The following is a 12,984-nucleotide window of genomic DNA, read 5'->3' as shown; positions in this document are numbered from 1 at the left end:
CACCACCCCCGACACCCCCGCAGAGTCCAGGAGTTGCTGTGAGACGTACGATCACCGCGATCGCGGCCGTCACTGTCATGACACTGCCGCTCATCGGCGCGAGTCCGTCCGCGCAGACCGGCCGGGCCCCGAGCGGCAGCACCGGGCACGGCCAGGTCGTGACCGGCACCTACTCCACCGGCGGCGCGCAGGCATGGCAGCCCCTGCCGATCGTCAGGACGGGCGCGGACCCGGGCGGTTCCGTCGACGCCACCGTGGTCGCCGACCCGACCGCCCTCCGGCAGAAGTACACGGGCATCGGCTTCTCCCTGGACGAGACCAGCGTCTCCAATCTGTGGAAGCTCACCCCCACCGAGCGTGCGGCGGCCATCCGGCTGCTCGTCGACCCCAAGCACGGCGCGGGACTCGACCGGTTCCGGCTGACGATCGGCAGCCCCGACCTCATCGAGCACCTGCCGTTCTGGTCGGAGGACGACCTGCCCGCCGGCGTCACCGAGGACTTCGGCCTGAAGCACTTCTCCGTGCAGCGGGACCTCGACCTGCACATCATCGACACCATCAAGCTCATCCAGCACTACAACCCGCGCGCCACCTTCTTCGCGTCGGCGTGGAGCGCCCCGGCCTGGATGAAGACGAACAACCGCTTCCTCGGCGAGGTCGCACTCAAGCCCGGGAGCAGCACGGACTACTACCAGGTCGGCAAGTTGCGGGACGACTGCATCGAGGTGTTCGCCCGGTACTACGTCAAGTTCGTCCAGGCGTACGCCAGGCACGGCATCCGCGTCGACGCGCTCACCCTGCTGAACGAGCCCGGCATGGACGTCGTCTACCCGGCCATGGACATCAGCATCGCGCAGCAGCAGAAACTGGCCCTCGCCATCAAGCGCGAAATGCGCGCCGCCCGCCTGGACACCCAGCTCTATGTGCACGACTTCAACTTCTGGGACTGGCACGACCCCAACAGCACGGCGACCAAGAACTACTACCGCATCTTCCAGGACGCCCCGGACGGCTCCGTGACCGGCGCGCAGGTCCGCAAGGCGGCCGACGCCATCGCCTTCCACCCCTACTGGGGCGACCCGAGCGTCATGCGCGACGCCTACGAGGAGTTCGGAAAGCCCGTCCAGCTCACGGAGACCAGCGACCTGTCGCCCTCGACCGTCCTCAACGACTTCCGCCTGGACGCCGGTTCCTACATCCTGTGGGCCCAGACCACCGACCAGGACGGCGGCACCCTGCACTGGACGCCGGCCCGGGACAACAACATCGACTGGGACCAGGTCGCGGCCACCACCAAGTGGACGAACCGGCTGGTGACCGTCAACACGGAGACGAAGAAATTCACGGTCCGCGACGAGCTGTACGGGCTCGGGCAGTTCGCGAAGTACCTCTCGCCCGGTGACGTCCGCCTGGAGTCCAGCGCCACGGAACACGGCGTCAGCAACGTGGTCTACCGCACCCGTGACGGCGGATACGTCACCGTCCTCGGCAACGGCAACGCCACCGACAGCAAGGTCCGGGTCGTCGTCGGCGGCCAGAGCTTCGTGACGACCGTTCCGGCGGGCTCCTTCGCCACCTACCGCTGGCAGGGCCGGGCCGCCACGGCCGCCCACGGCACGACAAGCTGACACACGTAGGGCTAACCCCCCGGGGTGACAACCGGCTTGCCGGATGGTGACGGCCGGGCCCGTCCACAAAGCTGAGAGGAGTCGCTGAACACCCGCAGTCCGCGCGGTCCGCGCAGTCAAGGAGGCCTGCCTTGCTCACCCGCCGCACCGCCCTGCTGTCGGCCGTCGCCGCCACCACCCTGTCCGCCGTCTCCGCGCGCACCGCGTCGGCCGCGCCGCGCACGGCAGGGCCGGTGCGGCTGACGCTGCCCACGCCCAGCGGGCCGCATCCGGTGGGCACGGTCTCGCTGCGCCTCGTCGACACCGCACGCGCCGATCCCTGGATGACCGCGCAGCCGTACCGGGAGCTGATGATCAGCGTCCGCTACCCGGCGCGGGACGCCGGCGGCCACCCCCGGGCACCGCAGATGCTGCCCGGGGAGGCCGCCGGCTTCGCCGCCGTCAACAACCTCGCCGACATCCCCGCCGACAAGGTCGACTGGGCGGCCACCCGCACCCACGCGCACGAAGGCGCCCCGGTCGACCGGGACCGCGGCCCGTATCCGGTCGTCTGCTACTCACCGGGTGCCGGCGACCCGCGTTCCCTCGGCACCACCCTCTGCGACGACCTCGCCTCCCGCGGCTACGTCGTGGTGATGCTCGACCACACCTACGACGCCACCGCCGTCCAGTTCCCCGGCGGCCGCGTCGAACGCACCGTGCTGCCCGCGGAGTACGACAAGGCCTACCCGGACAAGAAGCGCATCACGGCCCTCCTGAAGAAGACGATGGACGTACGGGTGGCCGACACCCGCTTCCTGCTGGACGCGCTGCCGCGAGCACTGCCCCGGGAACTGCGCGGCACCCTCGACCGGGACCGCATCGGCATGTTCGGTCACTCGGCCGGCGGTTTCACCGCCCTCCAGGCGATGCACGACGACCGGCGGATCGCGGCGGGAGCCAACCTGGACGGCGTGGTCGCGTACGTCCAGGAGGACGGCGACTCCGGCAACCTCTCCACCGTCGCCGCCGACGGCCTGGACCGCCCCTTCCTGCTGATCGGCAAGGACGGCAACGACCTGAGCACGGTCCCGTCCTGGAACTCCCTGTGGCGGCACAGCCACGGCCCGCGCGAGGGCCTGACCCTGCGCGGCGCCGAACACGCCACGTTCACCGACGAGGAGGCGATGATCCCGCAGCTCGCCCGCCGGCTCGGCCTGCCCCGCAAGACGGTCGTGAATCTCATCGGCACCATCACCCCGGCCCGCGCCATTCCTGCCGAACGGGCCTGCCTGGCCTCCTTCTTCGACCGTTGGCTGCGCGGCCGGGACGACACCGGGCTGCCGGGCCGGGCGCCGGAGGTGCAGCCCTTCGCCCGGTGAGCAGCTGCCTGCTCACCAACGGTCGTCGCTGCCGGGGGAGTTCGTCGGCGTCACGCCGGAAGCCAGGACAGACCGTCCTCGGTGACCCCGAGCAGGCCGGGGACGGACGTCCGCCGGGCCGGGCCGTCCAGCGGGGCGCCGTACAGGGCCTGCTCCTGGAGGTCGTTGCCGGTGCGGAAGGTCTCGGTGACGACCCGGGTGGTCAGGAGCGGGTTCGTGCGGTCGCCGGCGGTGGCCAACCGGTCCACCGCGCCCTCCAGTTCGGCCGCCGCGGCGCTCCACCGCACGCCGAGGCCACCGGCGCCGGGTATCCCGGTGTCACCCGACGCCACACCCCCGGCCAGCTCGGCGAAGGCGGCGGCCTCGTCGACATCCACCCGGGTGATCTTCTTCGCCGACCAGAAGTACGAGTCCTCGTCCCGCTCCATGTCGTAGAACGCGACGAGGAACTCGTAGAACACCCCGTACTCCCGGCGATAGCGCGCCTCGAACTCGGCGAAGCCGCGCTCCTCCGGCACCCTGCCCTCCAGGGCCGCGTTCACCGCACGGGCCGCCAACAGGGCCCCGTAGGTGGCCAGATGGACGCCCGAGGAGAGCACCGGGTCCACGAAGCAGGCGGCGTCGCCGACCAACGCCATGCCCGGGATCCACAGGGACGTCTTCCAGTAGGAGTAGTCCTTGCGCACCCGGACCCGGTCGTACGGCGGCTCGGTCGCAACCGGTACGTCCGTCAGCAGCCGGTCGACCTCGGGGCAGGCTTTGATCATGTCCTGCCACGCGGCACGCGGGTCGCCCTGGACGGCCCCGAAGTGCTCCGGCGCGATCACGGCACCGACGCTGGTCAGGTCGGAGCGCAGCGGGATGTACCAGAGCCAGCCGGCGTCGAACGCGGCGCAGAAGATGTTGCCGTCGTTCGGTGCGGGCAGCCTGCGGCCGCCCGCGTAGTAGCCGAACACCGCGAGGTTGCGGAAGAAGTCCGAGTACACCCGGGCCCCGCCCACCCGGCCGTGGATCCGGCTGGTGTTGCCGGACGCGTCGACGACGAACCGGGCGTGCGCGGTGCGCGGGGTGCCGTCCCGGCCGGTGTACTCGACACCGCGCACCCGCCCGCCCTCGCCGAGCACCCGGCGCACCGGGCAGCCCTCGCGGACGTCGGCGCCCACCCTTGCCGCGTTGCGCAGCAGGATCTCGTCGAACCGGGAGCGCTCCACCTGGAAGGCGGTCGCGGTGGGATCCGGCAGCCGGGGCGTCGTCGCGAAGGAGAACTGCCAGGGCTCCGGGTCCCGGCCCCAGCGCAGGGTCCCGCCGCGCTTGAGGGTGAAGCCGGCCCCCGCGACCTCGTCGGCGACGCCGAGCAGGCGGCACAGGCCGTGAACCGTGGCGGGCAGCAGGGACTCGCCGATCTGGTAACGGGGGAAGGTCTCCCGCTCCAGCAGAAGCACGCGGTGCCCGCGCCGGGCCACGGCCGTCGCGGCGGTCGAGCCGGCCGGCCCACCGCCGACGACGATCAGGTCGTACTCGTCGTACCGCGCAGTCATGCAGGAGCTCCTCTTCCGAACGAGCCGGGGACGGTGGTCACTTGGGCAGCCAGGCACGGATCGCCGCGGCCGTGCTGTCGGCGTCCTGGTGGAGCAGGGAGTAGTGGTCACCGGGCACGTCCACGCCGTCGTGCGGCAACGGCCAGTGCGGCCGCCAGCCGTCGGCGGGCGCGATGCGCAGCATCTCCGCGGTGGGCCGGCCGCGCAGCAACAGGGCCGGAACCGGGGACGGTTCGGGCCGCCAGCTCTCCATCACACGGATGTACCCGCCTCCGACGATCAGCAGGGAGTCGTCCAGCCGGTCGACCACCTCGGCGTCGAGCGCCGCACCCGCGGACATCAGCGCCTGCCCGCGCGCATCCCCACGGCTCAGCACCCCGGCATGGGAGTCGAGCAGGACCACCCCGGCCGGCGGCTCTCCCTCCGCCGCCAGCTGCCGCGCCACGGCATGGGCGATCGCCCCGCCCGCGCAGTAGCCGACCAGGACGGGCGCCCTCTCGACGGGCAGCGAGCGCACGGTTTCGGTGTGCGCCCGCACCAGTGTGGCCACACTGTCCGGAACGGCCCGCCGGGTGCCGAAACCTGGATGCTCCAGCACATGCAGATCCCGCTCGCCGTCGAACTGCCGGGCCAGGCCGGTGGGCAGGCGCAGGTGCGGTGCCATGTAGTCGGGGAGGTAGACCAGCGGCGTGCCGTCGCCGTGGGCGAGCTGGAGCGGCGGGACGGTGTGCCGGGCCCGCTCCTCGCCGGAGAAGACCGGCAGGGCGTACGACGCGAAGAAGCGCAGTGTCATCGCCTCCTTCGGCCCTTCCTCGCGCAGGACACGGTGGTAGAGGGGGCTGAACCGGTAGGGGGAGGAGGGGAGTTGTGCGGGGGTGGGGGTGGGCTCGGGCGGGGGTTGCCGAAGGCCGTCGGCAGGCGCCGTTTCCGTTTCCGGTCCCGGCGCCGCGTCCTCGTCGAGCAGCACCCCGTGGACGTGTGCCGTCAGCTCGGGCAGCGTCGGGTACTCCAGTACGACGGTCGGCGACAGGCGGACCCGGGTGAACGCGCTGAGGCGGTTGCGGACCTGCACCGCGGAGAGGGAGTCGAAGCCGATCTCGGTGAAGGAGCGTTCGGCGGGCAGGGCGGACGGGTCCGTGAAGCCCAGGACCGCCGCGATCTCGGCGCGGATCAATTCGGCCAGCAGCGCAGGGCGTTCGGGCGGCGCGACGGCGGCGAGCCGGTCGCGCCAGGCGCCGGGCGCCGGGGTGACGTCGGTCGGGGGCGGCGCGTCGACCGCGGCCCGGCTGCGCGGCAGCAGGTCGGCGAGGACGGTCGGCGCGCCCGGCCCCGCCGCGGCCCGCAGGTCCAGCGGTACCGGCACCAGGACCGGTTCCGGCCGGCGCAGCGCCGCATCGAGGAGAGCGATGCCCTCCCGCTCGCCGACGGGCAGCACACCGCCCTTGCGCAGCCGGTCCGGTGCGACCCGGCCCGCCATGCCCGCGGCGCCCGCCGTCGTCCACGGCCCCCACGCCAGCGACTGCGCGGGCAGGCCGCGGGCCACCCGATACCGGGCGAGCGCGTCGAGGAACCCGTTCGCGGCGGCGTAGTTCGACTGCCCCGGTCTGCCGAGCACGCCCGCGGCCGAGGAGTAGAGCACGAAGGCGGCCAGACCGAGGTCCTGCGTCGCCTCGTGCAGATGCCAGGCACCGTCCGCCTTCGGCGCGAGCACGGCAGCGATCCGCTCGGGCGTCATGGCGTCCGTCACGCCGTCGTCCACCACCCCGGCCAGGTGGAAGACCGCCGTGAGCGGCGGTCGGCAGGACGCGACCAGCGCGTCCACGGCTGCCCGGTCGCTCACATCGCACGCCACCACGCGTACGTCGGCGGCCAGTTCGTCCGCCCAGTCCGGGACCTTTCCGCCGCGGCCGGCCAGCAGCAGATGCCGGACCCCGCGTTCGGCGACCAGGTACCGGGCCAGGCTCGCCCCGAGCGCACCGGTGCCTCCGGTGACGAGGACGGTCCCCTCGGGATCCAGTTCCGGGGGCTCGGCGGTCGGCGGATCGGCGGGGGCCAGCCGGGGTGCCATGGCGACACCGTCGCGCAGGGCGAGTTCCGGCTCGCCGGAGCGCAGCGCCGCCGCCACAGCCGCCGTCGTGGCCGCGGCGCCCTGCCGGTCGACCAGCACGATCCGGCCCGGATGTTCGGACCCGGCGCTGCGGACGAGCCCGGCGACGGCGGCCTCGGCCAGGTCGGGCTCGTCCCCGGTGGCGTTCCCGGTGAGGACCAGCAGCCGGCCCGGCCGTGCGTCGGCGGTCCACTCCCGCACCCGCTCCAGCACGGCGCCGAGCAGCGCCCGCACCCGGTCGGGCACGGGCGTGTCCGGGGGCAGAGCGGCGGCCAGCCCGGCCACATCGAGCAACTCGTGCTCGGGCCTCGCGGCGCCGGGCGGGTTCGCGATGCCGGTCGGGTTTGCGATGCCGGTCGGGCTTGCGGTGTCGGTCGGGCTTGCGGTGTCGGCCGAGGGCACGGGCCGCCACATGAGGCGGTATGTCTCGGCCGGCGGCCCGGCCGCCGGGATCGTCCGAGTGACCACGGACTCCACGGCCGCCACCGGCTGCCCGGCCCCGTCGGTGAGGGTGACGCGGAACTCGTCCGGACCGAGCCGTCGTACGACCGCTCGCGCGGCGGCGGCCCCGGTCGCGTACACCGTCAGCCCGGAACAGGTCACCGGTGCTTTCGGCTCGCCCGGCTCTTCGGCCAGCAGCGCGGCATGCAGGGCGGCGTCGAACAGGGCCGGGTGCAGGGTGTACGACCGCGCGGTCGCCGCTTCCCCGGGCGGCAGCGCCAGTTCGGCGAAGGTCTCGTCGTCCCGGCGCCACAGCGCGGTGACCGCGCGGAAGGCGGGCCCGTAGCGATGGCCGTGGTCGGCGAGGCGCTCGTAGTCGACGGCGATCCGCTCCGCGCCCACCGGCGGCCAGGCGCCGGGCGCTTCGGCGGCCGGTGTCTCGGCCGGGGCGGTCGTCGCGGTGGCGTGCCGGGTCCATGGCTCGGGCGGGTCGGCCCGGCGGCCCCAGACGGTGACCGGCCGCCCGCCCGTCCCGTCCGGCGACCCGGCCACCACCTGCACCTGCGCCCCCTGTCCCGGAGCGAGGACGAGCGGGGCGTGGAGAGCGAGTTCGGCCAGCCGCACCGGCCCGGCGGAGCCGTCGGCGCGGGCCGCCAGCTCGGCGAAGACGGTTGCGGGCACCACCACCCGGCCACCGATCACGTGGTCGGCCAGCCAGGGATGGCCGTCGAGGGACAGCACGGCGGTGTGCCGGATCCCGGGCCCGTCGGCATCGGGCACCGGCTCGCCCAGCAGCGGATGGCCGGACCCGCTCTGCGGCCGGACGGCGTCCAGCCAGTAGCGCTGCCGCCGGAAGGGGTGGGTGGGCAGCGGACGCCGTCGGGCACCGGAGTCCGCGTACACCGACCGCCAGTCCACCCCGACCCCGTGCACATGCAGCGCGGCCAGCGCCTCGACCGTCGTCCGGGCGTCGCCGCACGGCACGAACACCGCGCCCGCGTCCGGCCCGACGCACTCCTCGGCCGCCACACCGAGCGTGGAGGACGGCCCCGCCTCGACGAAGGCCGTGACGCCCTCCTCGGCGAGCGCGCTCACGGCATCGGCGAACCGGACCGTCTCGCGTGCCTGCCGTACCCAGTGCCCGGCGCTGGCGAGCGCGTCCGTCTCCGCGCGCCCGGTCAGCGTGGACACGACCGGCACGGTCGGCCGCCGGTAGGTCACCGACTCGGCGACCGCACGGTACTCGGCCAGCACCGGGTCCAGCAGCGGCGAGTGGAAGGCATGGCTCACCCGCAGGCGGCGCTGCGGCCGTCCGAGGGCGGCGGCCAGCGCCGTCACCGCGTCCTCGGGCCCGGACAGCACGACCGACTCCGGTCCGTTGACCGCCGCGACCGCGACGGCCCGCCCGGGAACCCCGTCGAGCAGGGGCGTCACCTCGGTCAGCGGCGCCCGGACCGAGATCATCGAGCCGCCCGCGGGCAGGGCCGCCATCAGCCGGCCGCGCGCGGCGACCAGCCGTACCGCGTCGGCACGGGAGAACACCCCGGCGACATGGGCGGCGGCCAGCTCGCCGACCGAGTGCCCGACCAGCCGGTCCGGCCGTACGCCGAAGCCGGCGACGAGGGAGTGCAGGGCCACCGCGTAGGCGAAGAGCGCGGGTTGCGCGTAGTCGGTGCGGTCCAGCAGGCCCGGCTCGTCGATCACCTCCAGCAGAGGGCGGTCGAGCCACGGGGTGAACTCCTCGCACAGGCCCGTGAACGCCGCGTCGAAGGCGGGGAATGCCGCCCGCAGCTCGCTGCCCATCCCGGGGCGCTGAGCCCCCTGGCCGGGGAAGAGGAGCGCCACCTTGGGCCGTGGGCGCGCGGTGCCTCGCAGCAGCGCCGGGCCGTCGGCGCCGGCGGCCAGCTCGCGCACACCCCTGAGCAGGCCTTCGGCGTCCGGGGCCAGGACGGCCGCCCGGTGCGACAGCGGGGCCCGCGTCGTGGCCAGCGAGAACGCGACGTCCAGGGCGTCCGCGTCGTCCCGTACGTCGGCCAGCTCGGCCGCCAGCCTCGCGGCATGGGCACGCATCCCGGCCTCGTCACCCCCGCCGACCAGCCAGGGCAGGAGCGGCAGCCCGCGGGGCGCCGACGGGGCCGAATCTGCGCCGCCGACCCCGATGACCGCCGGATCGCCCGTCCCATCGACCGGTGGATCGTCGGTGGCACCGACCGCGGGTCGGACTGCCGGACTGACTGGCGGAGCGGCCGTGGGATCGACTGCCGGATCGACTGGCGGACTGACCGCCGGATCGCCCGTCCCATCGACCGCTGGATCACCGGTGCCACCGACCGTGGGTCGGAATGCCGGATCGACTGACGGATCGGCCGCCGGACAGAGCGCGGGACCGGCCGCCGGATCGCCCGCGGGGCCAACCGCCGGATCGGCCTCCGTCGGCTCCTCGATGATCACGTGGGCGTTCGTGCCGCCGATGCCGAACGACGAGATCGCCGCCCGGCGCGGACGGTCGCGGCGCGGCCACGGGCGGGCCCGGTCGAGCAGCCGTACCGCACCGCCGGACCAGTCGACGTGGGGCGACGGCCGCTCCGCGTAGAGGGAGGCGGGCAGCTGGTCGTGGCGCATCGCCTCGATCATCTTGATCAGGCCCGCCACCCCCGACGCGGCCTGGGTGTGCCCCAGGTTCGACTTCACCGAGCCCAGCCACACCGGGTCGGCCGGGTCACGGCGCTGCCCGTAGGTCGCGAGCAGGGCGCCCGCCTCGATCGGGTCGCCGAGCGCGGTGCCCGTGCCGTGTCCCTCGACCGCGTCGACGTCGGACCCCGTCAGCCCGGCGTCGGCCAGCGCCAGCCGGATCAGGTCGCGCTGTGCCTGGCCGTTGGGGGCGGTCAGGCCGTTCGACGCGCCGTCCGAGTTGACGGCGGAACCGCGCAGCACCGCCAGCACCGGATGGCCGTTGCGGCGGGCGTCCGACAGCCGCTCCAGCAGCACCAGACCGACCCCCTCGGCCCAGGCGGTGCCGTCCGCGCCCGCGGCGAACGACCGGCAGCGCCCGTCCGGCGACAGCCCGCGCAGCCGGCTGAACACGACGAACGGCCGCGGATTCGACAGCACCGTCACCCCGCCCGCCAGCGCCAGCGAACACTCCCCGGCCCGCAGCGACCGGGCTGCCAGGTCCAGCGCCACCAGCGAGGACGAACACGCCGTGTCCAGGGTCAGCGCCGGACCGCGCAGCCCGAGAACGTAGGAGATCCGGCCGGACGCCACGCTCGGCGACGAGCCGATGCCGAGCTGGGCCTCCAACTCGTGCGCCGACCGTCCGCCGCCGTACCCGCCGGCGTGCATCAGACCCACGAACACGCCGGTGTCGGTGCCGCGCAGCTCCGGCGCCGGGACACCGGCCCGTTCGAAGGTCTCCCAGGCGACCTCAAGGAGCAGCCGCTGCTGAGGGTCGGTGGCCAGCGCCTCGCGGGGCGACATGCCGAAGAACAGCGGGTCGAAGTCCGCGACCCCGTCGAGGAACCCGCCGCGGCGGGTGTACGTCGTCCCGGGCCGGTCGGGGTCCGGATGGTGCAGCGACGCGAGGTCCCAGCCCCGGTCGGTGGGGAACCCGCCGGTGGCGTCACGGCCTTCGGCCACCAGGCGCCAGAGGTCCTCGGGCGAGCTCACGCCGCCCGGAAAGCGGCAGCCGGCCGCCACGATCGCCACCGGCTCGGCCTCCGGACCACGCCGGGAAAGGGGCGCCGTCCCGTCCGACGCGGGCCCGGTCGTCCCGACGAGTGCGGGTCCGGCAGCCCCGGCGGGTACCGGCCCGGCGGTCCCGTGCAGCAGGGCGTCCAGGTGGGCCGCGACCGCGGCCGGGCTCGGGTGGTCCCACACCAGCGTCGCCGGCAGCCGCAGCCCGGTGCGGGTACCGAGCCGGTGCCACAGGGTCATCGCGTCCATCGACGTCAGACCGAGATCGGCGAACGCCGTGCCCGGATCGGCGGCCGTCCCCCGGATCGCCGCCGTCTCCGTGCACACCAGGTCGGTCAGCGCGGCCCGCCGCTCACCCGGCGTCCGTCCGGCCAGTTCGGCGAGTCCCGGATCGGCCGGACGGTCGGCGAGCGCCCGGCGCAGCAGGGCCCGGCGCGGTTTGCCGCCGGAGGTGCGCGGTACCGCCGGGGTCAGCAGCACCTCCTCGGGCACCTTGTGCGCGGAGAGCACCGCGGCACAGGCACGCAGCAGCGGCGCCGGATCGAGGTCCGGGCGGTCCGGCACCACGAACGCCACCGGAACCTCACCCAGCAGCGGATGGGCCCGCCCGACCACGGCCGCGTCCCGCACCCCGGGCAGACCGCACAGCACCCGCTCCACCTCGGCCGGGTCGACGTTCTCGCCGCCGCGCACGATACGGTCGCCAGCCCGGCCGGTGACGGTCAGAAAACCACGCTCGTCGAGCCGGCCCAGGTCACCCGTGCGATACCAGCCGTCGCGCAGGACGGCGGCGGTCTCCTCGGGCCGGTTGTGGTAGCCGAGCATGACGCCGGGGCCGCGGACCCAGATCTCGCCGTCCGCACCGTCCCGGCCGTCCCCATCGCCCTTGCCGTCCGCACCGTCCTTGCCGTCCGCACCGTCCTTGCCGTCCGCACCCTCCCCGTCGGCCCGCTCCGTCGCGACGGCCCGGACCTCCACCTCCATACCGGGCAGCGGCATACCGCTGCTGCCGCGCACCCGCGGCCCGGTGGGCGACTCCACCGCGATCTTGCCGCAGGTCTCGGTACTGCCGTAGCCGTCCAGCAGCGGGGCGCCGAACCGTGCCTCGGTCTCCTCCCGCAGCTCGGGGTCGCTGGGCGCGCCGGCCGTGACGCACAGCCGCAGCGAGGGCACGGCGCCCAGGCCGGTGTCCAGCAACTGCCCGTAGGTGAGCGGCACCCCGGCCAGCACGGTCGGCGCGTACTCGCCGACCAGCCGTGCCAGTGCGGCCGGTTCCCGGGCCGTGGTGATCCGGGCGCTCGCCCCGGCCATGGTGGTGCCCAGGATGCAGAGCGAGTGGGCGTAGGTGTGCGAGAGGGGCAGCGGCCACAGGACGCGGTCGGCCGCCGACAGCCCGAGCCGGGGCAGATAGCAGGCCGCCGAGGACCACAGCGCGGACCGCTGGCTGGAGATCGCGGCCCGGCCGGCGCCGGAGGTCCCGGACGTGTAGAGCAGCCAGGCCGGCTCGTCCAGGCCGAGGTCGTCCGGGGGAGCGGACGACGGTGTCGTGGCCAGGACCTCCCAGGCGGCGACCCGGTCGGGCAGTGGTCCCGCACCGGTGACCAGCAGCCGGACGGGCCGTCCGGCCGTCAGCCGCGTGATCCGCGGCAGGTGGTGCCGGTCGGTGACCAGCACGGCCGGATCGCAGTCGGCCAGCAGCTCGGCGAGCTCGGCGTCCGTGGCGCGGGAGCTCAGCGGCACCCCCACCGCGCCGGCCCGCACCGTGGCGAGCAGCCCTTCGACCAGCTCCACGCCGTCAGCCAGGCAGAAGGCCACCCGGGCCGCGCGGCCGATCCCCAGTCCGATCCTCAGCCCGGCCGCCAACCGGCCGGTCCTGCGCTCCAGCTCGGCCCAGCTCACCGTCCGCCGGTCATCGGCGAAGGCGACCTTCCCGCCGTAGCGCACGGAGTTCTCGACGAGCAATTCCGCAACGGGCCGCACAGCCGACGCCCCCGTCATTCCCACCAGGCTCCCCCTTGGTACCAACACCCCTGCCGCCCATGCCTGTTGGCGAGCCTACGGCCGACCGCACCGCAGACGTCCACGGCTCGCTGGGCCGGGCACTTTCCCCGTAGGAGGGCGCCGTCGGTGCCGGGGTTGCAGCGCCTGCGCGATCGGCGTTTTCTGGAAGTATCCGATGGTGAAACAAGAGCGCCCAGGGTTGCGGCACGGACCGG

Annotated in this window: 4 protein-coding genes; 2 read left to right on the top strand and 2 right to left on the bottom strand. The window is 74.5% G+C overall.

Translation table 11 applies throughout. The annotated features are described in order from the left end of the window. The first annotated feature begins 38 nt into the window (after positions 1-38). Complete coding sequence (locus KVT45_RS36595) at positions 39-1,628, top strand: glycoside hydrolase family 30 beta sandwich domain-containing protein (protein ID WP_308310972.1); 1,590 nt, start codon at positions 39-41, stop codon at positions 1,626-1,628. Between the two features lie 131 nt (positions 1,629-1,759). Then, complete coding sequence (locus tag KVT45_RS36590; RefSeq protein WP_217553484.1) at positions 1,760-2,989, top strand: hydrolase; 1,230 nt, start codon at positions 1,760-1,762, stop codon at positions 2,987-2,989. Positions 2,990-3,039: 50 nt separating this feature from the next. Here KVT45_RS36590 and KVT45_RS36585 read toward each other — a convergent pair whose 3' ends face one another. Next, entirely contained in the window at positions 3,040-4,527 is a 1,488-nt protein-coding gene (locus KVT45_RS36585) for a tryptophan 7-halogenase (RefSeq protein ID WP_217553483.1), read from the bottom strand. Between the two features lie 37 nt (positions 4,528-4,564). After that, complete coding sequence (locus KVT45_RS36580) at positions 4,565-12,766, bottom strand: type I polyketide synthase (RefSeq protein WP_217553482.1); 8,202 nt, start codon at positions 12,764-12,766, stop codon at positions 4,565-4,567. Between the last annotated feature and the right edge of the window lie 218 nt (positions 12,767-12,984).

Source organism: Streptomyces sp. GbtcB6, assembly GCF_019091475.1.
Taxonomy (GTDB): domain Bacteria; phylum Actinomycetota; class Actinomycetes; order Streptomycetales; family Streptomycetaceae; genus Streptomyces; species Streptomyces hyaluromycini.
Note: the sequence above shows the minus strand (reverse complement) of the source record. Positions and strands in the feature narration are given on the sequence as shown.

What these genes read in the sequence shown, in the direction of transcription:
- KVT45_RS36585 (WP_217553483.1), bottom strand. Translation starts at nt 4,527, where the DNA reads ATGACTGCGCGGTACGACGAGTACGACCTGATCGTCGTCGGCGGTGGG.
- KVT45_RS36580 (WP_217553482.1), bottom strand. Translation starts at nt 12,766, where the DNA reads ATGACGGGGGCGTCGGCTGTGCGGCCCGTTGCGGAATTGCTCGTCGAG.